This window comes from Pseudomonas sp. GW822-FHT01E03, assembly GCF_058802985.1.
On sequence record NZ_JBXAOQ010000014.1, the window covers coordinates 89,251 to 115,085 of the forward strand.

At 61.4% G+C, this 25,835-nt stretch carries 21 protein-coding genes and 2 pseudogenes; 6 read left to right on the plus strand and 17 right to left on the minus strand.

The window, feature by feature from the left end; genetic code table 11:
* Positions 1-86: 86 nt before the first annotated feature.
* Entirely contained in the window at positions 87-350 is a 264-nt protein-coding gene (locus AC1RP7_RS24405) for a hypothetical protein (protein WP_493182970.1), read from the minus strand.
* A 222-nt stretch (positions 351-572) separates the two neighbouring features.
* Here AC1RP7_RS24405 and AC1RP7_RS24410 point away from each other — a divergent pair.
* Positions 573-713, plus strand: a pseudogene (locus AC1RP7_RS24410) (hydrolase); the annotation flags it as partial.
* Between the two features lie 327 nt (positions 714-1,040).
* Positions 1,041-1,403: a DUF6124 family protein gene (locus AC1RP7_RS24415; protein WP_493182971.1), complete on the plus strand. Its 363-nt coding sequence runs from the start codon at positions 1,041-1,043 to the stop codon at positions 1,401-1,403.
* A 255-nt stretch (positions 1,404-1,658) separates the two neighbouring features.
* Here AC1RP7_RS24415 and AC1RP7_RS24420 read toward each other — a convergent pair whose 3' ends face one another.
* Positions 1,659-2,486, minus strand: a complete 828-nt coding sequence (locus AC1RP7_RS24420) for a phosphatase PAP2 family protein (protein WP_493182972.1) — start codon at positions 2,484-2,486, stop codon at positions 1,659-1,661.
* 31 nt (positions 2,487-2,517) lie between these two features.
* Positions 2,518-3,189 (minus strand): lipopolysaccharide core heptose(II)-phosphate phosphatase PmrG, encoded by a 672-nt coding sequence (pmrG, locus tag AC1RP7_RS24425; protein WP_493182974.1) that lies wholly within the window; start codon positions 3,187-3,189, stop codon positions 2,518-2,520.
* 394 nt (positions 3,190-3,583) lie between these two features.
* On the opposite strand from pmrG, the pseudogene AC1RP7_RS24430 reads away from it, so the two are divergent.
* A pseudogene (locus AC1RP7_RS24430) lies at positions 3,584-4,462 on the plus strand (methyl-accepting chemotaxis protein); the annotation flags it as partial.
* A gap of 201 nt (positions 4,463-4,663) precedes the next feature.
* Entirely contained in the window at positions 4,664-5,368 is a 705-nt protein-coding gene (locus AC1RP7_RS24435) for a methyl-accepting chemotaxis protein (RefSeq protein ID WP_407514505.1), read from the plus strand.
* Between the two features lie 161 nt (positions 5,369-5,529).
* Here AC1RP7_RS24435 and AC1RP7_RS24440 read toward each other — a convergent pair whose 3' ends face one another.
* The 6 genes from AC1RP7_RS24440 to AC1RP7_RS24465 form a co-directional block, all read right to left on the minus strand.
* Entirely contained in the window at positions 5,530-6,903 is a 1,374-nt protein-coding gene (locus AC1RP7_RS24440) for a DUF1329 domain-containing protein (protein WP_090453004.1), read from the minus strand.
* Between the two features lie 134 nt (positions 6,904-7,037).
* A complete protein-coding gene (locus AC1RP7_RS24445) occupies positions 7,038-8,993 on the minus strand; it encodes a DUF1302 domain-containing protein (protein WP_174245501.1) in 1,956 nt (651 codons plus the stop codon).
* Positions 8,994-9,053: 60 nt separating this feature from the next.
* Positions 9,054-10,343 (minus strand): phospholipase, encoded by a 1,290-nt coding sequence (locus AC1RP7_RS24450; protein WP_493182975.1) that lies wholly within the window; start codon positions 10,341-10,343, stop codon positions 9,054-9,056.
* Between the two features lie 241 nt (positions 10,344-10,584).
* Complete coding sequence (locus AC1RP7_RS24455) at positions 10,585-12,153, minus strand: FGGY-family carbohydrate kinase (RefSeq protein ID WP_218494858.1); 1,569 nt, start codon at positions 12,151-12,153, stop codon at positions 10,585-10,587.
* A 20-nt stretch (positions 12,154-12,173) separates the two neighbouring features.
* Positions 12,174-13,769, minus strand: a complete 1,596-nt coding sequence (locus AC1RP7_RS24460) for a glycerol-3-phosphate dehydrogenase/oxidase (RefSeq protein WP_154861543.1) — start codon at positions 13,767-13,769, stop codon at positions 12,174-12,176.
* A gap of 5 nt (positions 13,770-13,774) precedes the next feature.
* Positions 13,775-15,370 carry an FAD-binding oxidoreductase gene (locus AC1RP7_RS24465; protein ID WP_340316711.1) on the minus strand — a complete coding sequence of 532 codons (1,596 nt, stop codon included), beginning with the start codon at positions 15,368-15,370 and terminating at the stop codon, positions 13,775-13,777.
* A gap of 210 nt (positions 15,371-15,580) precedes the next feature.
* On the opposite strand from AC1RP7_RS24465, the gene gliR reads away from it, so the two are divergent.
* Positions 15,581-16,609, plus strand: coding sequence for an AraC family transcriptional regulator GliR (gliR, locus tag AC1RP7_RS24470; protein ID WP_057716506.1), 1,029 nt, complete (start codon positions 15,581-15,583; stop codon positions 16,607-16,609).
* A 26-nt stretch (positions 16,610-16,635) separates the two neighbouring features.
* Here the strand turns inward: gliR and AC1RP7_RS24475 are convergent, their stop codons facing one another.
* The 7 genes from AC1RP7_RS24475 to mdaB form a co-directional block, all read right to left on the minus strand.
* The gene (locus tag AC1RP7_RS24475; protein ID WP_090452992.1) at positions 16,636-17,004 is read right to left on the minus strand and encodes a glyoxalase superfamily protein; all 369 of its coding nucleotides are present in this window, start codon (positions 17,002-17,004) and stop codon (positions 16,636-16,638) included.
* A 236-nt stretch (positions 17,005-17,240) separates the two neighbouring features.
* Positions 17,241-18,698, minus strand: coding sequence for a D-aminoacylase (locus tag AC1RP7_RS24480; protein WP_492588580.1), 1,458 nt, complete (start codon positions 18,696-18,698; stop codon positions 17,241-17,243).
* 1 nt (position 18,699) lies between these two features.
* Positions 18,700-19,560 carry a MurR/RpiR family transcriptional regulator gene (locus AC1RP7_RS24485; RefSeq protein ID WP_493182978.1) on the minus strand — a complete coding sequence of 287 codons (861 nt, stop codon included), beginning with the start codon at positions 19,558-19,560 and terminating at the stop codon, positions 18,700-18,702.
* A gap of 14 nt (positions 19,561-19,574) precedes the next feature.
* Positions 19,575-20,924: a GntT/GntP/DsdX family permease gene (locus AC1RP7_RS24490; protein WP_008047545.1), complete on the minus strand. Its 1,350-nt coding sequence runs from the start codon at positions 20,922-20,924 to the stop codon at positions 19,575-19,577.
* Positions 20,925-21,109: 185 nt separating this feature from the next.
* Complete coding sequence (locus AC1RP7_RS24495) at positions 21,110-22,555, minus strand: SulP family inorganic anion transporter (protein ID WP_057716510.1); 1,446 nt, start codon at positions 22,553-22,555, stop codon at positions 21,110-21,112.
* A 242-nt stretch (positions 22,556-22,797) separates the two neighbouring features.
* Positions 22,798-23,709: a LysR family transcriptional regulator gene (locus AC1RP7_RS24500; protein ID WP_218494847.1), complete on the minus strand. Its 912-nt coding sequence runs from the start codon at positions 23,707-23,709 to the stop codon at positions 22,798-22,800.
* A 228-nt stretch (positions 23,710-23,937) separates the two neighbouring features.
* Positions 23,938-24,528, minus strand: coding sequence for an NADPH:quinone oxidoreductase MdaB (gene mdaB, locus AC1RP7_RS24505; RefSeq protein WP_492588577.1), 591 nt, complete (start codon positions 24,526-24,528; stop codon positions 23,938-23,940).
* A 162-nt stretch (positions 24,529-24,690) separates the two neighbouring features.
* Between mdaB and AC1RP7_RS24510 the strand changes: the two genes are divergently transcribed.
* On the plus strand, positions 24,691-25,005 hold the full coding sequence (locus tag AC1RP7_RS24510) for a putative quinol monooxygenase (protein ID WP_218494846.1): 315 nt from the start codon (positions 24,691-24,693) through the stop codon (positions 25,003-25,005).
* Here AC1RP7_RS24510 and AC1RP7_RS24515 read toward each other — a convergent pair.
* The gene (locus AC1RP7_RS24515) at positions 24,995-25,759 is read right to left on the minus strand and encodes a sulfite exporter TauE/SafE family protein (protein WP_493182980.1); all 765 of its coding nucleotides are present in this window, start codon (positions 25,757-25,759) and stop codon (positions 24,995-24,997) included. The two genes, AC1RP7_RS24510 and AC1RP7_RS24515, sit on opposite strands and share 11 nt — an antisense overlap.
* Between the last annotated feature and the right edge of the window lie 76 nt (positions 25,760-25,835).

The following is a 25,835-nucleotide window of genomic DNA, read 5'->3' on the forward strand; positions in this document are numbered from 1 at the left end:
CAACGAAGCCCGCCCAGTGCGGGCTTTGTTGTTTCTGGCTGTATCGCAAGCCCTGCAACCGTCTGAAACAGGACCCACACCAACGATCAGTACTTGATATCCCGGGCTGTGCGACGGGTATCCTGCTTGGTGCCGCGCTTGTCCTGGCGACATTCCACGTTGCTCTTGTCATTGCCCTTTCTGCATTCATCCTTGGTTTGCCGGGCAGTGGATCGCCCTTCCTGCCTGGTATCGCGAGCTTCACGCCGCTGTTCACCCTGCTCGGTCGCGTAGACGGGTAGCGTCACCCACTGCACGCCAGCGGCGATGAGCAGCGTCGCCAGGGCTTTCAAGTAGTGCTTGCGAATCATGACTTTTCTCCAATTCAACATCGCTCGGTCGCTTCGTTCGCTCCCCCAGGATTTCAGCGAAAACGTGAGTTACATCGTACGCTCACAACTCACAAAAGCACTTTGTGGCAGGTGAAATCTGACGATAGGGTCACATGGACCGTCGCGCAATGCCGCTATGTGCATGGTTGCAATATGGGCCTCGGTAACGGCTGCGCTATGCAGCTGGCCTGCCCGAGAAGCGGCCAGCTGTTTGATGCGGGTTTGCAGCCGACATTGATCACGGATCTGACGGTGGGGTCGTCACTGGACCGGACGGGCGGGTTGGGGGTCAGGCTTTGGGAGCATCATTTCAAGCACACGGTGAGATCGAGTGACCTGTGATCGGTGCAACGACTTCACCACGTCCTAGGACATTTCCCGCAAAACGCATCGCCTTTCATGAACTGGTGGACGCAGCTTCGCAACGATAGCCTTCTGGGGTCGCTGCACATCAGCGATCGGCTTTGACAGGCTGAAGAGCAAACTTCCACTCTTCCTGATAAAACGGCATGCTTCTGCGCATTCTGTTTTTATGGTGGCTGTGCGTGGGGCATCTTCGGATGCACCGGTTTTGTTGCTCCCCGGTCTGTCAACCCGCGTACAGCTGCCACCCACATCTGATTGACAGCAGATAGTTGGCAGCTCCTTCAACCAAAGACGGAGCACATCTTGAAAAAACATAGCCCCAACCCACCAAACACTTCACCAGACTCAACAACCGAAACACCCGACTTATCCCAACTCTCCAAAACCACCGAATCCGCCATCAGCGCCCGCCTCCGCAACCCCAATCACCAAGACCCCATCAGCCACGTCTTCACCCTTCGCCCCAACATCGACACACCGTCCCTGCTCACCCACGCCAGTGAAACCCTGGCCTCGCTCAACGTCATGAGCACCGACCTTGCCTGCGAGCTTGAGAGTTCTCGTCGCAACATCGCCCTGGCGATCCAGCAGTTGGCCGTGCTGGCGCAATTGCTGGTGAACCGGGCTCTGGACAACATCGCGCCTCTCGACGAAGTTGAGGCTTGAGATGGATCGATGCCGATGATCGGCATCGCAGGCTCTGGTACGGGGGCTTTGATCGAAATGAATTTTTCTTCACCCCACCAACTCGCGCCAGCCTGTACATTTCGCTCGCTCATTCAAGAAACTACGGTTTGCCCGCCCTCCCGCGGGCTTTTTTTTTGTCTGCGAATTCGCAATTCGAGACTTACTGAAGGTTTCCGCGAGCAACAAAAAACCCGCACCCCTTTCGAGATGCGGGTTTTGCGGTTCAACACCAACTCAATTCGCTGCCTGGATCTGAGTCGCCGCCACCGGTTGTTGCACTTTGGAGAGCACCGGCTGTTCCAGCCTCGCTCGCCCGTAGAACGCCAGCGCCGTCAGTAAACACGCCAGCCATACGAAGATCCCGGCCCAGAAGGTGTGGGACATGTAGTGCCACCCTTGCAATACCCGTGTGGTGCCATAGATGAAACCGAGGGTCAGCGAGCCGTACATGATCGCTTTCGAATAGCGCCAGCGATAACGGCGAGCCACGAAGTACAACGCCAGCATGGTGAAACCGCCCGACGCATGTCCGCCCGGCCAGCAACGCCCCTCGCCAGCGACTTTCAACAGGTCGAAATTCTCATACCACTCAATGTGCTCCATTTTGCCGCCGTACAGGGTCGTTTCGATCGGGCAATACACGCTCGTGTGGCCCTTGAGGTAGTGAATGACCCCGGTGCTGATGGAGAACGCGAACACCACGTAGAGAAAGTCGCGTCGATGGCGATTGGCAAAGCGCAGCACCGGTGCGACTTTGATTTTTTCCAGGAAGGCGATGATTTTCGAGTGCTTTTCAGCCTTCAGGCGCGGCCAGAGAAACGACAGCAAGGCACCGATAATCGCTATTTCTCCGGTCCAGTTCGGAATGATCCGCGCCCATTTGTGGGTGATTTTTTCGAACAGATGGACCTGGTCCAACGGGTACGTCTGCGTCACCGGATCAAAAAAGTAATTGTTGAAGGCGATGTCGATACTGGTCATGTCGAACATCAGGAACACCGCGACCGCACAGGCCAGCGGGATACCAAAATTCACCCAGTAAAAGCGGGAAGCGGTCTGCACGCTCAGTCCTGATTCGAAGGGATGGTGAAATTCAACGGGTCGTCACCGTCGGCCAATCCGATGCTTCGATAAAGCCAAGCATGCGCGGAGTCTGCGGCGTTTCGGCGGAGATAAACAAAGAAGCCCCGTAACCCAGGGTCGAAGTCGGCAAATGGAGGTCTTTTTCCATTTGGTCCATGCATTCGCTGTGGGTCACCAGAATCAGGTTACGTCCGGCCACCTTGTGCGCCAATGCGTCGCGCAGCATGGTGCCCCTGCAACCGATCAGCCAGTCTTCGCCCGTGCCGACCTTGTTGAACATGAAACCGGCGGTCTGCGCCGTACGCAGGATCGGGCTGTTGTAGATATCGGCCTTGTCCAGGCCCAGGTTCTGGAAATGCGCACCGACACCCATGGCGACACTGCGCGAGCGCTCGGTAATGCCATCGTTGCCAACCAGGCAAGGCGCCGTGGAGTGATCGCAGCGCTCGACGTGGCGCACCAGAACGATCAGGTCGCCCTTGGCCCACCCGGTCATCAACGCCTGTGCACCGCTCACATTGCCGTGAGCCAGGTCCGCAACGGCAGCAGGTCGCAGCAAGAACAGCACCAACGGGATCACCAGCAACGCCGAGACCAACACCACCGCAGCGTTGCGATAACGGGCGAAGCGGTTCAGATCGATCGAGCGTTTTACCCCAAAAAAACTCAGTCTTAATTCCACATCAAACCGCCTCGCCAGCAAGCACTACCTCATCAGATACGGGCAGGTTAAGGAAACCCGCGTCGGTGGCTGGTGAAACCCATGTGAAAAAAAGCTTAAAGGCGCTGTAAAAGTCTTGTTACAGAACCGTGTGGAAAAAACCTTTCAGCTCCCGGGATTGCTGCCGATACATCCTGCTTACACCGCTTGGCGGCTTCCAAAAAAAACAATCTTCCAGCCAACCGACGATAAAGAAGTACCAAGTTCCTGGAGGAATGAGATGAATAGCTGGTTCGGCAACATCAGCGTGAACCTGAAACTGGGCCTGGGGTTTGGCCTGGTCCTGGCACTGACCTGCGTCCTGGCCCTGACCGGCTGGACCAGCCTGGGCGGGTTGATCGACCGCAGCAACTGGATGAGCGACATCACCCAGCTCAACGCCGGCCTGACCAAGCTGCGCGTGGTTCGCCTGCAATACATGCTGACCAACGGCGACGAAACCGCCGCGCAGAATGTGCAGACCACCCTCGACGCCTTCTCGGCCCAGCAGCAAGCCCTGCTGGCGAAGTTCAAGAGCCCGGAAAACCTCAAGCTGCTGCGCGAGCAAGGCGCCGTCATCGACGCCTACAGAACGTCCCTGGGCAAGATGCGCAGCGCCTATCGCGCCGGCAACAGCGCCCGTGATGCCATGAGCGCCAGCGCCGAAACCGCCAACACGCTGATCAATGACATCAATACCCGCGTGCAGCAAATGCCGTTGAGCGACCAGCGCTTCGAACAGTTCCAGGCCATCACCGCGGCCAAGGAAGCGTTCCTGCTAGCCCGCTACGAAGTGCGCGGCTACACCGCCAGTACCAATGCCGAGACCGAGCAAAAAGCCGTCGGCCAACTGGACGCCGCCATCGCCAGCCTGAAACCGCTGAACGTACATTTCGCCGACTCCCGGCAAGACGCCCTGCGTCAGCTGGAAACCGCGCTGGGCAACTACCGCAGCGCCTTGCAGGCCTATAAGGCCGCCAGTAATGACGCGGTGCAAGCGCGCAAGGAAATGACCGAACAGGGCGCCGCCATCGTGTCCCAGAGCGATCAGCTGTACCAGATCCAGCTCGACCGCCGTGATGCCGAAAGTGCCCAGGCCCGTACCCTGCAACTGATCAGCACGTTACTGGCACTGCTGGTGGGCGTCATTGCCGCCGTGGTCATCACTCGCCAGATCACTCGCCCATTGCGCGAAACCCTGGCGGTGGTCGATCGCATCGCCAGCGGTGACCTGTCCCACAATGTGCTGGTCACCCGTCGCGACGAACTCGGCGTGTTGCAACAAGGCATCGCTCGTATGGGCGTAACCCTGCGCGACTTGATCAGTGGCATCCGCGACGGCGTGACCCAGATCGCCAGCGCCGCCGAAGAGCTGTCGGCCGTGACCGAGCAGACCAGTGCCGGGGTCAACAGCCAGAAAGTCGAGACCGATCAAGTCGCTACCGCCATGCACGAGATGACCGCCACCGTGCAGGAAGTCGCGCGCAACGCCGAAGAAGCCTCGCAAGCCGCTGCGGCGGCGGACGGCGAAGCCCGTGAAGGCGACAAAGTGGTCAACGAAGCCATCGCCCAGATCGAGCGCCTGGCCAGCGAAGTGGTGCGCTCCACCGAAGCCATGAGTGTGCTGCAACAGGAAAGCGACAAGATCGGCAGCGTCATGGACGTGATCAAGGCCGTCGCCGAACAGACCAACCTGCTGGCACTCAATGCCGCCATCGAAGCGGCCCGTGCCGGTGAAGCCGGTCGTGGTTTTGCGGTGGTGGCCGACGAGGTCCGCGGCCTGGCCCAGCGCACGCAGAAATCCACCGAGGAAATCGAAGGCCTGGTGGCCGGCCTGCAGAACGGCACGCAACAAGTGTCCGCCGTGATGAACAACAGCCGCGTCCTCACCGACAGCAGCGTAGCCCTGACCCGCAAGGCCGGCGAGTCACTGGAGAACATCACCCGCACGGTGTCCAACATCCAGTCGATGAACCAGCAGATCGCCGCCGCTGCCGAACAGCAAAGTGCCGTGGCCGAAGAGATCAGCCGCAGCATCATCAACGTGCGCGATGTGTCCGAGCAGACCGCTGCGGCGAGCGATGAGACCGCCAAGTCCAGCGTTGAGCTGGCGCGGTTGGGTGGTCAATTGCAGCAGATGGTGAGCCACTTCCGCGTCTGACCGTACACCGTCGGTAATTGAAAGGCCCATTCGCGGGCAAGCCCGCTCCCACAGGTAGAGAGTCGAACACAGACTCTGTGAACGACCCAACACCCTGTGGGAGCGAGCTTGCTCGCGATTGCGTTCTCACAGACCGCATCTGAAAGGGTGTGCTGCGCGGCTTACCGCGTCCCGCGCTGGCGCAATGCCGACGGCATGAAGTACGCGTCTTCGGGCACCGGTTGGGCGAAGTCCACTGTGCCCGGCTCTTCGTTATCCAGGTTCTGCACGTAGTAACGACGCGCCTGCAAGTCATGGAATACGTCCAGCGCACTCCAGGTGGTGGGCAGGTCGTAGAAGTTTTTCAGGTAGGCCATCGACACCCGCCACAACTCCCCACGCCCGTCATATTGATCCACCAATGCGGCGCCCCAACTGTCCTCGTCCAGAAACAACACGCGCTTGGAATAGATATGCCGCGCGCCCGGCTTGAGCGTGCCTTCGACCACCCAGACCCGATGCAGCTCATAACGGGTGAATTGCGGGTTGAGGTGGCCCGGTGTGAGCAGCTGCTCGTACTTCACCTCAGGGCTGCCGACTTTGTAATTGTTATAGGGGATGTAGACCTCTTGCTTGCCCTTGAGCTTCCAGTCGTAGCGGTCTGGCGAGCCGTTGAACAGGTCCGTATCGTCCGCCGTGCGCAGGCCGTCGGATGAGGCGATCGGGGTGTCATACGCGAGGTTCGGCGCCCGGCGCACACGGCGCTGGCCCGCGTCGTAGACCCAGGCCTGACGCGGGTCCTTGAGCTGGTCCAGGGTCTCGTGAACCAATGCCGCACCGCCCGCCAGACGGGCCGGGCTCTTCACGAACGCCAGGTAGTAGAACAGGATGTTTTTCAGGTCGGCAAACTGCCCGCTCGGGCGGTAATAGTTGAAGAGCCCCTCCTGCTGCGAGGTCACGAGCGCGAAGCTGCCGTTGCGTTGTACCGGCGCTTCGGAGGCACGACGGACCACATAGATGCCGCGATAACGGGTGATGTGGTTCCACAGCACCTCGATGCCATCCTTGGGCACCGGGAACGGCACACCGCCATAGGCATCGTCAAAACCGGTGCCGCCATCGAGCAGCTTGGCCGAGGTCGCGTTTTTCAAGGTGTTGTCATACAGCCACTGCGGCGCCGCGCCCGAGCGGCGAGAGGGATAGACCGGCATCTGGAAGGTGTCGGGGTAGCTGTTGAACAGTGCGATCTGACCCGGGCTGAGGTGGGCCTTGTACTGTTCAAGGTTGGCCTTGGTGATGGTGAACAGGGGCTTGTCCGCCGCATACGGGTCCAGGTGATGCTGGCCCGGCTTGTAGCCCGCCGGCGCCTGGGTTATGCCGCCGTTCCAGGCCGGAATGGTCCCGGCCGCATTGCCGGCACGCTCGGCCCCCAGCGGTGTCAGCGTGGTCTTCAATTGCTCGGCCTGCTGGGGCGAGATCGCGGCCAGCGCGCTGCCGGCGGCCAGGCTCAGGAGCAGCGCCAGCGTGGTCTTGGTCAGTCGTGAAGTGTGAAACATGATCGTTCTCCGAAGTACAAAAACCTGTGGGAGCGGGCTTGCTCGCGAAGAGGGCGGCACATCCAGCACAGATGTCGCCTGATTCACCGCTTTCGCGAGCAAGCCCGCTCCCACAATGGGTCTGCGTGTAGCAATCAAAGGAAGTACTTGAGGTTGAAGCCGACGTTGTCGCGGTCACGCAGGCCGTTGTCCTGCCCACCGCCGTAGAACTCGGTGTATTGCAGCTCGGCCTCCAGCTTGTTCTGGTAGTTGGCCTTGATCCCCAGGGTGTAGGCCTTGCGGCCCTCGATGATGTTGCCCGCCTGGTAACTGTTGCCCTTGAAGTCATCCTTGTAGACGACATAAGGCGAGACGTTGACCCCGGCATACACGTCGTTCCAGGTGCCGTTGAGCATCGCGGTGTAGCTGTAGGAGTTGCGGTTGACCTGATCGCTGCGTTCGCCGCCGGACACATAGGAAAAGTTACCGGTGCCAGCGTAGTAACGGGTACTGCCGTCATACGCGGTGTATTGCAGGCTGCTGCCGCGCAGGTGCTCGGACGCCAGCTCGAACACGCCGAACATCGAGTCGAATGACAGGCTCGGGCCAAAGTTGTAGATGGTGCCCACGGATGTGTTGAACGCTTCCACCCGCTCGGCGTTATTGATCTGGCTGTCGAGCGTGACTTGCTGCCCGCCGATGTTGATGGTCTGGCCGCCTGCCGCTGCGGCGGCGCCGTTGGCCAGGTCGCCGATCAGGTCGTTGGTGGCGGCGACCCCGATGGGCAGGTTCGGCCGATAGGCCACTTCGCCGAAAACCGACGCCTGGCCCAGGGTAGTGTTGAAACTGAAGCCGTACATGCGGATGTCTTCGGCGTAGCGCCGATGCGCCTGAATATTGCCCAGCACATCCATGGTCGCCAGGCCGTTGGCCAGTTGCCCCGCCTGGCTGCCGGCAACACCGGCCAACAGGTTGGTCAGGGCGTTCATGTCGATGCCCTTGTACCCACCCAGATCGGCGGAAATGGTCGGTTCCTTGGCGTGGTAGTTGACCATGTACAACCCGAACTCGGTGCTGTTGAGCTCTTCTACGATGTAGCGAAAAGCGAAACCGAACTGGCCGTCGTTGCGCGCGTTGTAATCCTTGCCGACCGAGGCCACTTTGACGGTGTTGCCAAAGGCCGGGGTGACCCCGTTGGCGTACAGGCCGGTGGTGCTCAGGGCCTGGCTGAACAGCGGGTTGTTGCCCAGCGCGCTGTACAGATCGATCACGTTGCCGAAGCCGGGCACCGGGGTGTCCAGGGCGGTACCGGTAAAGTTGTTGTAGGCGGTGTTGCCGCCGTCGGCGAACAGGTCCGTCTGCGAGTAGAACGTGCCGACCGGGTCGATGCGGGTTTCCTTCCAGTTCGTCTGGTAAAAGCTTTCCATGGTCAGGCTGTCGGTCAGGCCGATGTTGAAGCTCAGCGCTTCCACCGGCACCAGCACTTCCTTGACTTCGGCCCCGGGCAAACGGTATTTGGCCGCGTCCACCGGGTTGGTGGTGTTGACCCCGCCACGGTAGAAAATCCCCTCCCCCCAGTTGAACACCTGGCGCCCGACACGGGCCGTGACTGGCATCTGCGCAACGTCCCAGTTGCCATAGAGGTAGGCATCGAGCATCTCCACCCGGCTGCCGGCGATATCGCGGGTCTGGTCAGTAAAGTGGTCGTCCTGCGGGAAACTCTGACTGGGTTGCGACGGGTTGTTGTTGCGGTAGTAATCGTTGCGCTTGTCCATCAGTTGGGTGTCATAGAACGCGGTGCCGCGCACGAACATCCCGTAGTTCTGATAGTTGGCCTCGAGCTCCGAGGTGATCTTGTACACCTCGGAAACCAGCCCGGTGTCGAAGTTGCGATTGCCGTCGTTGGTGTTGACGTCGTCGTTGTTTTTGTCCCGGCCCTGGACCCGCCACAAGCGGCCATAGGACAAGGTACTGTCGAATGAACCGGTGATCTGGTTGTCCAGCACGCTGAACTCCTTGGCCTGCACGCCGTCGACCGCGCACAGTTGCAGCAGCCCTGCCAGGCCCACGCCGGGAAGCGCCGCGCCAGACAGGCGAAATCGAGTGCTCATGATCCGTTCCTCTTTCCCTGGTTTTATTGTTTTTGTGTTCTGAAAATGTGGCTGCGATGGCTATGGCGCCAATCCCGCACGGGCGTAAATCCGGCTGTGGGCGCCGAAATGCCCCAGCAGTTTGAACAGCTGCCGGTTGAGTGCCGGATGGTCGAAGTCTTCGCGCTGCAGCTGATTACCGCTGCTGAAATCGCTGGTGATCGGTGCCGTGTCCAACCACTGGCCGATGGCTTCATCAAACGCCGTGGATTCGTCGACGGACTCGGCACTCACCACTTCACGCAGGTAGTCCACCGAATACGGTGGGTAATGGGCGTCCTGTGCAGAGTCGGCATAAGCGTCGAGCATCGGGTGTGCATGGCCGGCGCGCAGCAGGCGACGAAGCCAGGTCGACTGATACTTCTCCACTTCCATGTGTCGGGTGGCGACCCGTTCGATGGCGGCATGTTTGTCCGCATCGAAGCCGGCCAGGGCCTTGCCTTCCAGCACCAGCAGGCTCGCCAGTTCGACACCGGGCAATGGCTTGGCGTGATAAGGCTGGGTCAGGTCCTGAACGTGGTGCAGGCCCCAACCGAGAAATCGATAGCCCCAATAAGGATGGCCAGTGGCAAACGCCAGTCGCGCCAAGCCCATGTACTGGTAGGCGCGCCAGTCCGGCCAGCTGCGCTGAAGAAACCCGGCAGCGGCGTACACCACCGGGCTTTCATGGAAGAAGCCCATATGGAACGGCGCCTGGGAGCTGTACTGAAACCGGGCGTCGCCGAAAGGCTGCGGGCCGAAGCCGTACAACGCGCCGACTTCGCCGGGGTTGTCACTGAACAGGTTGATGTCGTGGCCGTAATCCGGCTCATCGGCAGCGCTGGCCAACACGGCCAGGGGCGCGACTTGTTCGTGGTCAGCGACAACGATGAAGCGCTGGCGATTCCACGGTGAAAGCGTCTGTTGCACCATGACTTGTTCGGCCTTGAGGTGTTCACGCTCGGGCAGATCCTTGCCCGGCATCGGCTGGATGACCATCGCCAGATGAATCCCGGGGTTGATGCGCAGTGCGCTGAGGAAGTCGTGGCGCAGATTGTCCCCAGGCACGACGGGCAATTGCAGGTTGTCGGGGCGCGGCGGGTATTGGGCGAAGTGCTCGCGGGCGAAGCGCTCCTGCTCATCGAGCAGCGCACTCACGGCCTGGTATTGCTGCGAAAGAAACTGTTCCAGCGGCTCGACTTCGACCTGCGGTGCATCACGCAAGGCCGGCAAATCCTGCAACGCCAGGTAGCTGCCCACCGTATGGTTCGACCAGCCCCAGGCTGTGGGGGCCGTTGCACAAAGCAGCAACAGGAGGAATGTCAGCTTCATTGCTTGGTTCTTATTGGATGTGCTGTGGGGGTTGAGCCTAACAACCGACCCTGCCCCTGACACTGTCCAATCTCACCAGAAAAGGTCTCCGATAGCGCCACATGCAAGGTAGAAGAAACACCACAGTTCATTGTGGGAGCGGGCTTGCTCGCGAAGGCGGAGTGTCAGTCGCCATTGATGTCACAGACACATCGCCTTCGCGAGCAAGCCCGCTCCCACAGGGGGGATCTACGGTGTTCTTTCAGGCGGGGTAACCAGTGATTTTGCGGATGCTCTGGTACAGCGGCTTGAGCTGTCGATACATGCGCAGGTAGACCTCTTTGTACAGTCGCTCATAGATCTGCTGCGCCTCGGGTTGCGGCATGAATACCGCACCGACCCGGGTCATGGCGGCCATCGCCGTGGGGAAATCCGCGTGCAGCCCCAGCCCCACCGCGCAGCAAATGGCCGCGCCCAACCCGGAAGCTTCGTAGACATGCGGACGCTCGGCCGGCAGGCCGAAAATGTTCGCCGTGAGTTGCATCGCGGCATCACTTTGGGAGCCACCTCCGGCGACGCGCAAGCGCGTGATGGAGACCCTCGAACGTTTCTCGATCTTCTCCATGCCCTGACGCAAGGCATACGCCAGACCTTCGAGGATCGCCCGGTAAATGTGTGCGCGGGTATGCACGTCGCCGAAGCCGATCATCGCGCCCTTGGCTTCGACACCCGGCTCGCGGATACCGGGCGACCAGTAGGGTTGCAGCATCAACCCCATGGAGCCCGGCGGCACGGCGTCGACCAGCGCATCGAAGAGTTGCTCGGGCTCCACACCCTGGGCTTTGGCCTGCTGCATTTCCCGCAGACCGAACTCGTTCTTGAACCAGCTGACCATCCAGTAGCCGCGATAAATCATCACCTCGCAGTTGTATTGATCCGGTACCGCAGACGGGTAAGGCGGAATCAACGGAACGATTTCCAGGTAGCGCGACCGGGTGCCGGTGATCGTCGCCGTGGTGCCGTAGGAAAGGCACACGGTGCCTGGGTCGACGACGCCGGAACCCACGACTTCGCAGGCCTTGTCGGCACCCGCGGCAATCAGCGGCAGCCCCTCGGGAATGCCGGTGTGGCGGCTGGCCTCGGCGCTGATGTAGCCGAGGGTTTCACCGGGCTTGTGCAGGCTCGGAAGTTGTTCGGGACGCACCGCCAGCGCCTGCCATTTCCAATCGGCGGGGGCGGCCCAGCGCAAGCGCTTGAAGTCGAACGGCAGGTAACCGACGCAACAGCCCACCGAATCGACAAAGCGCCCACACAGGCGATGGGTGAGAAACCCCGAGAGCAGCAAAAACTTGTCGGTCGCCGCCCAGACCTCAGGCTGATTGCGGGCGATCCAGTTGGCCTCGGCCTGGGCGCGAAAGTAGTCCACTGTGGCTTGCGCGCCGACCAGTTTGAACAGCCAGCCCCACGGCCCCTTGATGCCACCCTTGACTTCGGCCTGGCGTTGATCGAGCCACAGGATTGCCGGGCGCAGCGCCTTGCCCTGAGCATCGACGTTGATCACCGTGCCGCGCTGGGTGGTCAGGGATACACCGGCGATCTGTGAACGATCGATGCCGGTTTGCTGCCACAACTGCTGGCAGGCCTCACCCAGTTTTGCCCAGTAATACTCCGGGTCCTGTTCGGCCCAGCCGGGTTGAGTCGAGTAATAGGCCTGCAACTCGACCTTGCCTTTGCCCAGCAGATTGCCCTGCAGGTCGAAGAGCAGCGCGCGCACGCTCTGGGTGCCATTGTCGATGGCCAACAGGTAACGCTTGTTCGGGTGGTTATCCATGGAGCTCTCTTCAATGGGCATCAATGCGCGGCATCCGGCAAACCATGATGGCGTTGCCACAACGCCCGATAACGCTGTAATTCCTGCTGCCAATGCTCATCGTCCCAACCCAGTCGCGGTTGGCAGAGTTGGCCAATGGCAGCGAAATAATCCTCGCCACCGCGCGGCAGCAACAGGCCCAGGCGGGTTCGGCGCAGCAGCAGGTCATCCAGGTGCAGGACCATTTCCCCATCGCAGGCAACGGCCAGCTCCGCCCACAAGGTGTCAGTGCCGCCGACGGTGTCATGGCCGAGTTCCGCGATCAGTTGCGCCAGCCTCGGCAGGTCACGGCCATGCCGCCCGGCCAGGCGCCGCCACCGGTTGGCGCTGAGCCCCGGTATCGCCAGCGGCGGCACGGCGGCGAACACTGGCGCGGCGTCATCAACGAACGGACGATCGAGCATGGTTGCACAGGCCTTGAGCACTTCAATCGCCTGCGGGCGAAAGGTGGTCAGCTTGCCGCCGGCCAGGGTCACGCAACCAGGCTCCTGCCACAGCACATGCTCACGGGTTTCATTCGACGGCTTGTCTTGATGCTCCCCCGCCGCACTGCCCACCACCGGGCGCACGCCCGACCAGGTCGACAGCACATCGGCGGCGACCACCTCGGCCTGGGGGAACTGTTGGCTGCAGGCCGCCAGCAGATAGTCGAGCTCATCAAAGCTGATGCTCGCGCTCTGGTCCAGATCGCCGTGATGATCGAGGTCCGTGGTGCCGACCACCGTGGCACCCTCCCAAGGGAAAACGAACACCGGTCGACGGTCGTGCTCGTGCAGAAAGGTGAAGGCTTGCGCCACTGGCAGGCGCCAGCCCGGCAACAGCAAATGACTGCCACGCAACGGCCGCAACTGGCGAGGGGCATCGGGCAGGCGCAAGCGCTCGGCCCACGCGCCGGTGGCCACGGCCAGCACGCCACAACGCAATGTCAGTAACCCACCCCCTTCGCAGTCTTCGACCTGAACCCCGCAAACGCGCCCCTCTTCACGCAGCAATTGCTGTACGCGCACGCCATTGAGCACCACGGCGCCATCGGCCCGGGCCTCGCCCAATACGCGCATCACCAGACGGGCATCATCGGTCAGCGCATCGACAAAACAGGTGCCGCCCAGCAGGTCATCTTCCTTCACCCCGGGCGCCAGATAACGCAGTTGTTGCGCGTCATGGAAGTGATGGCTGCGTCGCCCGGCCAATGCGTCATAGATGGACAGCAAACCACCCAGCACCCGCGGTCCGGGAAAACCGCCACGGTAATGCGGCATCATGAAACTCATCGGCTCCACCAGCCCCGGCGCCTCGTCGAGCAGGCGCTGGCGTTCGCGGACTGAATCGCGGGTCAGGCGCCACTGGCCCTTGGCGATGTAGCGCAAGCCGCCATGGACCATTTTCGAGGAGCGGCTGGAGGTGCCCCAGGCGAAATCGCGCTGCTCCAACAGCAGGCAACGCCACCCTCGGCGCGCGGCTTCGCGCAGGATACCGGCGCCGCTGATGCCGCCACCGATGACGATCAGGTCCCAGGTTTCATCCGCCAGCGTCGGCAGCACTCGCTGTCGCCACGCCGCGTTCCAGTCCAGGCTCATGGCCGTCACTCCTGCAACAGCGTGCCAGGGTTCAGTCGCCCGGCCGGATCAAAGTGCCGACTCAGTGCCTGCAGGGTGTCCATCGCCAGCGCGCCCTTCTCCCGCCGCAGGTACGGCGCGTGGTCCTTGCCCACGCCATGCTGGTGACTGATGGTGCCGTGGTTGTCGACGATGGTCTGGCTGGCCGCCTGCTTGAGCGCCTGCCAGCGCGCCAGGGTGGCGGGGTAGTCGGCCGCCGGGCGAAACACATAGGTGGTGTAGATGCTCGATCCTTCGCCATAGACATGGGAAAGGTGGGTGAAGACATGCACCCGCTCGCCTTCGGCAGCCAAGGCGTCGCGCAGGCTGTTTTCGATCAGCGTGAGCAGGTTATCGACGTTGCTCCAGTCAGTGGCGGTTTCCAGGGTGTCCACCACGTAACCGGCGTTCCACAGGTTTTCCCGCAGGTAGGGAAAACGAAAACGGTTCTGCGCCCACTTCTTGCCGAGCAAGGTGCCGGTAAACACCCCGCCGAACGCCTTGAGGTGCTGCCGGGCCTGGCGCAGGGACAGCGCATTTTGTCGACGATTGCCGGTCACGCCGAACGTCAGCAGGCATTTGCCCTCACCGGCGCCGCGCAGGGCCAGGTACTTTTCCAGCCAGGCGATCTGCTGCGGGTGACCGGCCAGCGCCAGCTGGGTTTCGGTTTCCACCGCGTTGGACAGACGCAGCATCGACAGCGGTACCCGCGCCTGGGCCAACTGCCGGATGGCTTGCAGCGCCTTGGGCCAATCGGGCAGAAACACACCATAGAAACGCTCATCGGCGGGCAGAGCGCTGACCCGTACCTTCACCTCGGAAATGATCCCGAAGCGGCCCTCACAGCCCAACACCACCTCGCGCAGATCGGGCCCGGCCGCCGAGGCCGGAAAGGAGGGAATATCCAAAGGTCCGGCAAAGGTTTCCAGGGTCCCGCCGGCGAACAGTTGCTCGATCCGCCCATAGCGCAGCGACTGCTGGCCACTGGAGCGGCTGGCGACCCAACCACCCAGGGTCGACAGCTCCCACGACTGCGGGAAGTGCCCCAGGGTGTAACCATGGGCGCGCAACTGACTTTCCACCTGCGGTCCGCTGGTGCCAGGGCCGAACGTGGCCATCAGGCTCTGTTCGTCGAGGTCCAGCAGGCGATTCATGCGGGCCAGGGAAACCGTCACCACCGGCCGCGCGGAACTCGGCGGGTTGATGTGACCGGCCACCGAGGTGCCGCCGCCATAAGGAATCAGGCACAGGTCCTGTTCATGGGCGAGCAACAGTAACCGGCGAATCTGTTCAGCGCTCACGGGATAGGCCACGGCGTCGGGATAATTCCCCAGCGCGCCTTCACGCAACGCCAGCCAGTCCGGCAGGCTCTGGCCCCGGGCATGCAGCAAACGATCTTGGGCATCCACGCTGTACAAGAAGTGTTGCTGCAACCGCGACGGGGGCACGCGGGCCAATGCTGTCTCAAGCGTCGCATCGGGCAGCGCTCGACCGTCTCCCACCCGCTGGGCGAGAAAACTCGCGCCCTGGGCCGGTAGTTCGACCACCGTGGTTGCATCTCCCCAGCCGTTCCAGCGTCGCATGCGTGTGTCCTTTTGCGGTTCTGATCAGTGATATTTCAGGCCCCCATACTAGTCAGCCGCCGAAAAGTGTCACGGTCGCATCCGGCCAGTTCGAGTAGCCAATTGAGTCAAACGTCGCGCAGGCGTCAGCCATTTACTTTAGCCGTGGTTTCAAATTACCTTTCAGGGCATTCATCCGCGCACGCGGGCCTTGATCAAAGGAATACGATCATGCAATCCCTGGGCTTCACTTCAGTTCCGCCGCTGCTCAAATACCTGCGTCATGCCGAACAATTGGGCATGGCCATCGAGCCTGCTTTGGCGGCTGCCGGGTTGCAGGCACAGCAGTTGAGTGACAACAGCCTGCGGTTGCCGGGTGAAGCCCATGAACGGCTGCTCGATTATTTCTGCGAACACTCGGGCGATGCGTTGTTCGGTCTCAACGCCGCGCGTTTTGTGTTGCCCAACTCCTGGAGCGTGCTGGGTTACATCACCATGAACTGCGCGACACTGGGCGACGCCATGAGCCGCATCATGCCGTTCGAGAAGCTGGTGGGAGACATGGGCGTCAGCCGCGCCGAGGTGCAGGGCAGCGACGTGCACCTGATCTGGACATGCCGCCATCAACGCCCGCGAATTCGCCGACACCTGGTGGAAAACGTGCTCGGTTCCTGGCTGCAATACGCGCGCTGGATCGCCGACACGCAAATGTCACCGGCTGCCGTCTGGCTGGAACATGCCTGTCCGGCCGACACGACGCTGGCACAGTACGAGCAGTTCTTCGACTGTCCGGTACTGTTCGACCAGCCTTATTCGGCGCTGATTGTCCCATTGCCGTATTTGCAGTTGCCATTGCGCCAGGCCGATGCGCAATTGCTGCGCACCCTGGAAGAACATGCCCAGGGGTTGATGGCCACACTGGAGGACGCTTCGCTGGAACAGCGGGTCAAAAGCATCCTGCGAAAATTGCTCAAGGAAGGTCTGCCACGCAAGGAGCAGGTGGCCGAGCATCTCGCGGTGTCAGTGCGCACGCTGCAACGCCAGCTGCATCAGGCCGGTACGTCGTACCAGCAGATCCTCGATGACCTGCGCCAGGAGCTGGCCGAGCATTACCTGCTCAACAGCACCCTGCCGATCCAGGACATCGCCCAGTACCTGGGCTTCACCGAGCCCCGCTCGTTTCACCGCACGTTCAAAAGCCGGCGCGGGATGCCGCCCGGCGAGTTTCGCCAAACCCACCGGGTGCCGAACGAAGGCTGAAGGCTTAAACCTGAGGGGCTGAAGGCTCAGAGACTTATCGCGTTGGTGAACACCAACCGATTGCCGAACGGGTCGGCGATGGTCATGTCCTGGCTGCCCCAGGGCATGGCCTGAATCTGCGGATGGGAAAACCTGTATTGCTTGGCCAACAGTTGCCGCTGAAACTTCTCCAGCTCATCCGTCTCGATCCGCAGCGCAGACCCCGGTGTGCTGTCGCCATGGTGTTCGGACAAGTGCAGCACACATTCGCCACGGGAGATTTGCAGGTACAGCGGGTAATTCGCTTCGAATCGATGTTGCCAGTCGATCTTGAACCCCAGGAAATCGACGTAGAACTCCACTGCCTTGGCTTCGTCGAAAATACGCAGGATCGGAGTTGTTTTGCCGAAGCTCATCGGGTTGCTCCCAGACAATGAAAGACCTGCAGGAGCGAGCTTGCTCGCGATGGTCGTTAACGATGACGCGTGTCTACTGGGTAAACGCTGTGCCCTATCGTCCATCGCGAGCAAGCTCGCGCCTACAAAATACGTAACCGAACCGCAATGATAGCCGGGCCTGATGTCAGCAATTCGGCGCGGAAATGCCATTCTTTAGTTTCAAAGTGCCATCACTGTGACGCAGTCCTCGAAACTCACTGAAAACCCGTGCGCAAATCCCCTTCCCGGGCCAGAAACCGTCCTTCCCTGCGCCCGTTGGCCTGGCCATCACGGTAACTCAACACACCGTTGATCCATACCCCTTCAATGCCCTCCGCCGCTCGCTGTGGGTCGTTGAAGTCGGCGACATCACGAATGGTCGCCGGGTCGAACAACACCAGGTCCGCCCAATGGCCTTCGCGTATTTCACCGCGCGCCTTCAAGCCGAAGCGCGCCGCCGACAGCCCGGTCATTTTGTGCACGGCGGTGTGCAGCGGGAACAGTCCCACGTCGCGGCTGAAATGTCCGAGCACCCGAGGGAATGCGCCCCACAAGCGTGGGTGCGGAAACGGATCTTCCGGCAAGCCGTCGGAGCCGACCATCGACAGCGGATGCGCGAGGATCCGACGGACATCCGCCTCATCCATTCCGTAGTACACCGCACCGGCCGGTTGCAGTTGGCGAGCGGCCTCCAGCAACGGCAGATTCCATTCGGCGGCGATGTCCATCAGGTCGCGGCCGCCCATCTGCGGATGCGGGGTCGACCAGGTGATGGTGATGCGGTGGGCATCGGTCACCTGCTTGAGGTCCAGGGTCGAAGAGCTCGCGGCGTAGGGATAACAGTCGCAACCCACCGGGTGGGTCTTCGCTGCCTCTTCGAGAGACGCCAGCAGCTGCGGACTACGCCCCCAGTTACCGGCGCCGGCGCATTTGAGGTGAGAGATGATCACCGGGCTTTGCGCATGGCGACCGATCCGGTACGCCTCGTCCATGGCCTCCAGCACCGGTTCGAATTCGCTGCGCAAATGGGTGGTATAGACCGCCCCGAACGCGGTCAATTCTTCGGTCAGTTGCATCACCTCATCGGTCGATGCCGAGAAGGCGCTGGCATAGGCAAGGCCGCTGGAAAGGCCCAGGGCGCCGGCCTCAAGGCTTTCGCGCAGTTGCTCGCGCATCGCGCTGATTTCGTCTGCCGTGGCGGTGCGAAACAGGTCGTCCAGATGATTGCTGCGCAACGCCGTATGACCGACCAACGCGGCAACGTTCAGCGTGGTGTTCGCCGCTTCGACGGCCACGCGGTAGTCGCGGAAGGTCGGATAAACGAACGCAGCGGCCGTGCCCAGCAGGTTCATCGGGTCCGGCGGATCGCCGCGCAAGCTCACTGGCGACGCACTGATCCCGCAGTTGCCGACGATGACCGTGGTCACGCCCTGGCTGAGCTTGGGCAGCATCTGCGGCTGACGAATCACCACGGTGTCGTCATGGGTGTGCACGTCGATGAAACCCGGCGCCAGCACATGGCCCTGCGCGTCGATTTCCTCGCTGGCACGGGCATCGCGCAAGACGCCGATACGCTCGATGCGCCCGTTGAGAATGGCCACGTCGGCGGGGTAACCGGGGCTGTTGCTGCCGTCGATGATCAGGGCGTTGCGAATCAGCGTGTCGTACTGCATGTCAGTCTCCCAGCGGCAAGTGATCGTCGCCGCCGCGGTATTCGTCGAGGGCGAGTTTGATCCGCCGCAGACGTTCTTGATTGTCTTCAGGATTGGCCAAGGCCAGCTCGGTGGCGAGCACATCGATGGCCAGCAGCATGCCGTAGCGCGCTGCCGTGGGTTTGTAGATGAACGAGGTTTCGGCGCTTTGCAGGGGCAGGACGATATCGGCCAGTTGCGCCAGGGGCGAATCTGCCCGGGTGATGGCCAGAATGCCTGCGCCATAGTTGCGCGCCAGCTCCACCGTTTCAATCAGCTCCGGGGTGATCCCGGTCAGCGAGCAGACAATCACCACGTGTTCAGCGCTGAGGCTGGCGGCGGTGACGCGCATCATCACCGCATCGTGGCACACCGCAATCGGATAGCCGAGGCGTACCAGGCGCACTTGCAGTTCATCGCTGCACAGGGTCGAGCAGCCGCCCATGCCGAAAGCGTGGATCATGCGCGCCTTGCCCAGCAGTTTCACCGCATCGGCGAAACGCGACTCATCGAACGCGGCCAGGTGCTGGCGCAAGGTCGACTCGATGTCGCCCACGATCTGCCCGTAGAACGCCGACTGCTCGGGCGTGCTCGCCGGGTCGAGAAACCGGCTGCCGACGCCGCTGGCCTGGGCCAGTTGCAAGCGCAAGTCACGCAGGTCCTTGCAGCCGACCGTACGGGCGAACCGCGACAGCGTGGCGCTGCTGACCTCCGCCCGCAGCGCCAGCTCATCGAGGCTGGCGGAGGCGGCAAATCCTACGTCGTCAAGCATCAGGCGGGCGATACGCCCTTCACCGGCGCTGAAGGAGTCCTGACGGGCGCGGATCTGGTAGAGGATGTCCATGCAAGTGGCTCCGGCTAAATCAGGTAAGAAAGGCCAACGGTCAGGCCGAAGGCGACGACCGAGATTAACGTCTCGAGCACGGTCCAGGTCTTGAAGGTTTGGGTAACGGTCATGTTGAAGTATTCCTTGATCAACCAGAAACCACCGTCGTTGACGTGGGAAAAGATAACCGACCCGGCGCCAGTCGCCAGCACCAGCAACTCCGGATGGGGATAACCCAGACCAATGGCCACTGGCGCGACCACGCCTGAAGCGGTGGTCATGGCCACAGTGGCAGAACCGGTGGCGATGCGCATCAGCGCGGCAAACAGCCAGCCCATCAACAGCGGCGACAAATGAAATTCGTGGGCCAGGCCGACGATCTGGTCGGTGACGCCGGCGTCCACCAGAATCCGGTTCAAACCACCGCCGGCGCCTACCAGCAAGGTGATGCTCGCGGTCGGTGCCAGGCATTCGTTGGTGAACTTGAGGATCGATTCACGGTTGAAGCCCTGGGCCAGGCCGAGGGTCCAGAAACTCAACAAGGTGGCCAGCAACAGCGCGATTACCGAGTTGCCGATGAACAGCAGGAACTGATTGAAACCACTGCCCGGCGTAGAAATCAGATTGGCCCAGCCACCGATCAGCATCAGCACCACCGGCAACAGGATGGTCGCCATGGTGATGCCGAAACCCGGCAGGCTGTCGCGCGGTTCACGCTCCAGGAACTGGCGTTCCAGCGGGTTTTCCGCCGGCAACTGAATGCGCGGCACGATGAATTTGGCGTACAGGGGACCTGCGATGATCGCCGTCGGAATGCCGATCAGGATCGCGTACATCAACGTCTGCCCCACCGACGCCTGATACACCTGCACCGCCAACATCGCCGCCGGGTGCGGCGGCACCAGCGCATGCACCACCGAAAGCCCGGCGACCATCGGCAAGCCGACCATCAGGATCGAGACGCCAACCCGCCGCGCCACGGTAAAGGCAATCGGCACCAGCAAGACGAAACCGACTTCGAAGAACAGCGGCAACCCCACCAGAAACGCGATGGTCACCATCGCCCAATGCGCGTTCTTCTCGCCAAAGCGGTCGATCAAGGTCCGCGCCACCTGCTCGGCGCCACCGGACTCGGCCATCATCTTGCCGAGCATGGTGCCCAGCGCCACTACCAGCGCAATGTGCCCCAAGGTCTTGCCGACCCCGGCCTCATACGCCCCCACCACACCCGACGGCGGCATCCCGGCGACCAGCGCCAGGCCAATGGAAATCAGGGTGATGACAATGAACGGGTTGAGCCGGTAACGGGCGATCAGAACGATCAGTGCAATGATGGCGATGGCGGCATACACCAGCAGCCAATAGCCGAAGGACAGGGTCATGCGGTACTCCTCGAGAGGGTCACGTCGAAATATTTGTGAAACTCTTAAAACATTTCGAAAGGTGATTTTCAAACGAGGTGAAAGTAATTTTCGTGCAGAGGTAAGGCGTGTCGCGCAGAGGTATGAGTTGTCGCAAATAATGAAAATCAGGCGGGCGGATTTTCATCGCGCCTGCCTGTTTGATTTCAGTCGTGCTGCATCCGGGCACGCTTGAGCAATTTCTTGCAACGCTCGGACAAATGCAGCACCCGCAGGTGCTTGCCGGCCTTGGTGTAGCGCTCGCGCAAGGTGCCCAGTGCAGCGATGGCCGAGTAGTCGACAAAGCTCAGGTGCTGGCAATCAAGTGTCACTTGCGCCGGGTCATTGGCCGGATCGAACTGATTGAGGAAGGGTGTGGTCGAGGCGAAGAACAGCGTGCCATGCACCCGGTACAGCTTGCTGCCGTCGGTTTCCAGATGACTGTCGGCGTACAGCTGCCGGGCCTGCTGCCAGGCGAAATTGAGCGCAGCGATGATGATCCCGCAGAGCACCGCCATTGCCAGATCGGTAAAAACGGTAATCACCGTCACCGCGATGATCACCAGCACGTCGTTCAACGGCACCTTGTTCAGCACCCGCAACGAAGCCCAGGCGAAGGTCTGTTGCGACACCACGAACATCACCCCCACCAGCGCGGCCAGCGGAATGCGCTCGATCAGCGGCGACAGAAACAGGATGAACAACAGGATCGACACCCCCGCCACCACCCCGGACAAACGCCCGCGACCGCCGGAGCTGAGGTTGATCACGGTCTGGCCGATCATCGCGCACCCGCCCATGCCGCCGAACGCACCGGACACCAGATTCGCCGCCCCCAGCGCCACGCACTCGCGATCCGGGTAACCACGGCTCTCGGTGAATTCGTCGGTGAGGTTCAGGGTCAACAGGGTTTCCAGCAACCCGACCAGCGCCATCACGATCGCGTAGGGCGCGATGATGCGCAGGGTGTCCAGGTTCCACGCAATGTCCGGCAGCGCCAGCGTCGGCAAGCCACCGGCAATGTGCGCCATGTCGCCAAGGGTGCGGGTCGGCAGGCCAAGCAGATACACCGCCAGGCCCACACCGAGAATCGCCACCAGCGCCGGTGGCACCGTACGGGTCAGGCGCGGCATCACATAGACAACGGCCATGGTCACCGCGACCAGCCCGAGCATCATGTACAGCGGCGTACCGCTCAACCAGGCCTCACCGTTCTTGAAGTGCTCCAGTTGCGCCAGGGCAATGACAATCGCCAGGCCGTTGACGAAACCGAGCATCACCGGGTACGGCACCATACGCACCAGCTTGCCGAGCTTGAGCAGCCCGAACGCGATCATGATCAACCCGCCCAGCAACACCGTGGCCAGCAGATACTGCACACCGTGTTGCACCACCAGCGCGACGATCACCACGGCCATCGAGCCTGCCGCGCCAGACACCATGCCCGGTCGCCCACCGAACAGCGCGGTCAGGGTGCAGATGATGAACGCGCCATAGAGCCCCATCAACGGATTGAGATGGGCCACCAGCGCGAAAGCGATGCACTCGGGCAACAGGGCGAAGGAAGTGGTAAGTCCGGCCAGAACATCGGCACGTAGACGTTTTGCTTTCATTGGGAACCGCACACAGGGAGAGACGAAAAAGAGTGTGCGGATGTTACGGAAATGCAGTCAGACCGACCAGTTGTTGTGCCTGCGCAAACGCCATCGCGAGCAAGCTCGCTCCCACAGGTTTTGTGTCATTCACGAAATGGGCGAACAACACAGTACCTGTGGGAGCGTGGCTTGCCCGCGAAGAACGATAACGCGGTCTAAAGCAAGCTCAGCCCCTCTCGTCATTGCGCAGCAATCACGAATCAACCCTTGAAGTCTGCGCTCGCATAATCCGCCAACTTGCCCTGGATGAAGTCAAGGAAGCACTGAATGCGCAGGGCTAGTTGCGAGTTGCGGTAGTACACCGCGTTGATCGGCTGGCGATAACCGCTGTTGAACTCGGCCAGCAACACCTTCAAGCGTCCGGCACGAATGTCTTCGATGGTCATGAAATGCGACAGGCTGGCGATGCCTTGCCCGTCCAGTGCGAGATGGCGGATGGTTTCGCCGCTGGAAGCACTGATCGACGCCTGGATCGGCCAGCGATCGCCATGCACATAACGCAGCGGCCATTGGTTGAGGCCTTCGTTCTGGGTGAACCCCAGCAGCGTATGGTGGGCCAAGTCAGCCACGGCTTGCGGTGTGCCGTATTTTTCCAGGTACGCCGGGCTGGCGACGATGTGCAGCGGGCTGCAACCCAGGGAGCGGGCATGCAGCGTCGAGTCGGTCAGGGTGCCAATGCGAATGGCGATGTCGGTACTCTGCTCCAGCAGGTCGATGATCAAATCGTTGCTGTTGAGTTCGAGCTGGATGTCGGGGTAAAGCCTGCGGAATTCATCGATGTAGGGCACGATGGCGTGCAGCATGAAAGGTGATGCCGCGTTGATCCGCAGCCGCCCGGACGGTGTTTGCTGGCGTGAGGACAGGCGCTCTTCGAGCTCATCCATCTGATCGAGAATCCGCTTGGCGTGTTCGAAGAAGTACTTGCCCTCTTCGGTCAGGTCCATGCGCCGCGTGGTGCGGTTGATCAACGTGGTGTCGAGCTTGGCCTCCAGCCGCGACAGCGTACGACTGACCGCCGAAGGCGTTTGCCCGACTTGCTCGGCCGCCGCAGAAATCGACCCGCATTCAATCACGCAGACGAAAACCTGCAACTCATCGGATCTGGCTTTCACGTGTGTCCCTTATCGATAGTCCTGCGCCGCCCTTTTGGGCACAGAGAAACCATTGTGGCGAGGGGGCTTGCCCCCGTTGGTCCGCGAAGCGGACCCAAAACCGGTGCGCACGCAGGTTCAGATAAACTGCGTATATCGATTTTACGACGGCTTCGCCGCCGAACGGGGGCAAGCCCCCTCGCCACAAAAGCCCGCACACAAACTCAAGCTTTCGATACTAGCTGACAGTTACGCCTTGAGACCAAACACCTCTGCCAAATGCTGCTCATAGCGCGCCACGTCGCCGTCGATGTTTGGGCGCTTCATCACGTCCACACACAGGAACGTCGGCAAACCGGTCATGCCCAGGAACTCGTTGGCCTTGTGGAACGGGAAGTACACCGCGTCCACGCCTTTGGCCTCGAAGAAATCGGTCGGGTCGTCGAAGGCCTGCTGCGGGGCGTTCCAGGTCAGCGACAACATGTATTGCTTGCCGTGAATCAGGCCGCCGCTGCCGTACTTCTGCGACGCGTCCGAACGGGTGCGACCGTCGCTGGCATAGAGGCTGCCATGGCCTTCGGTGAAGACTTCATCAATGTACTTTTTCACGGTCCACGGCGCGCCCATCCACCAGCCGGGCATCTGGTAAATGATCACGTCGGCCCAGAGGAACTTGGCCACTTCTTCGGCGACGTCGTAACCCTCGTCGATGAAAGTGGTTTTGACATCCATACCGCCGCGATCCAGCACGCTCAACGCGGCTTCATGCAGGGTGGCGTTGTAGCGGCCGTCGGAGTGTGCAAATTTTTTGCCGCCATTGAGCAACAGGACTTTTTTCATGGGAGGTCTCGGGAAGGTCGGGAATCGGATGGCGGCAGAGTACCGATCGACCTCACGCGGAGTAAGCGTCGATTTGGCAAAATTCATTTGACCTACAAGCACGAATCAACAGGCGATTGTTGCCTTAGACTGGCGCCAGTTCTGACTTGAGGAGAGATGTAGATGAGTGAAATCCAGGGATTCATCCTGCACGCCAAGACCCGTCCGGAAAAATCCGACGCCTTTGAAGCGTTTTTCAGCGGCTACGTGCAAGCGAGCCGAGCCGAACCCGGTTGCATCGAATACCACATGCTGCGCGACAAACAGGACCCGACCCTGTTCATCTTCTACGAAATCTGGCAATCCCAGGCCCACCTCGATGTGCACTCGAACCTGCCGCACATGAAGCAGTTTCTCGCGCAGCGTGATGAATACCTGGAACGGGATTTCGAGATCCGCGCCATCGACATGATCAGTCCGTCGTCCGCTAGCCGCTGATCAGCAAATGGCCGCCGAGCACCCCCAGGCCAACGAAGAGCACGCGCTTGAACCACAGGGCACTGATCCGCTGGCGCAGCGATTGCCCCAGCCACATGCCGAGCATGGCCGGGATCAGCGCCAACAGCGATGCGCTCAATTCGCCCCCGCCGAGCGCGCCGCGCCATAGCAAACCACCGGCCAGGGCCAGGGTCGAGACGGTGAACGACAGGCCCAGCGCCTGCACCAGCTGGTCCTTGCTCAAACCCAGCGCTTGCAGATAGGGCACCGCCGGAATCACGAACACGCCGGTGGCCGACGTGATGACGCCGGTCAGCACGCCGCACAGAGGACCGAGCCAGCGTTCGCTGCGCCGCCCCACACGCACAGTCGGCAGGAACAAACCGCTGAGCGCATACAGCAACAATGCCGCGCCCAACCCCCGCACCACCCAATGGCCACCGCTCAAGCCGACCCACAGCGTGCCTGCCCCGGTGCCGATGAAAATCGCCAGCAACATCGGCCACAACCGCTTGGCCAGCCCCGACAGATGCCCGCCGAATGCCAGTTGCCAAATGTTGGTCAGGGTCGCCGGAATGATCAGCAGCGCCGCAGCCTGCGTCGGCGCCATAGCCAGACCGAGCAGGCCCATGGCAACGGTCGGCAGGCCGAGGCCGATCACGCCCTTGATCATGCCGGCCAGCACAAAGGTACCGATCACCAACAGCGAAAGGGCCAAGCCGAGATGCTGATAAAACGCCGAGAGTGTATTCATGGGGCCATGGTGAGCCCGCGGGGGTTGATTGAATATCTGCCATATACTGAGGCTGCCTCTCTTCAGACAAGAGGCT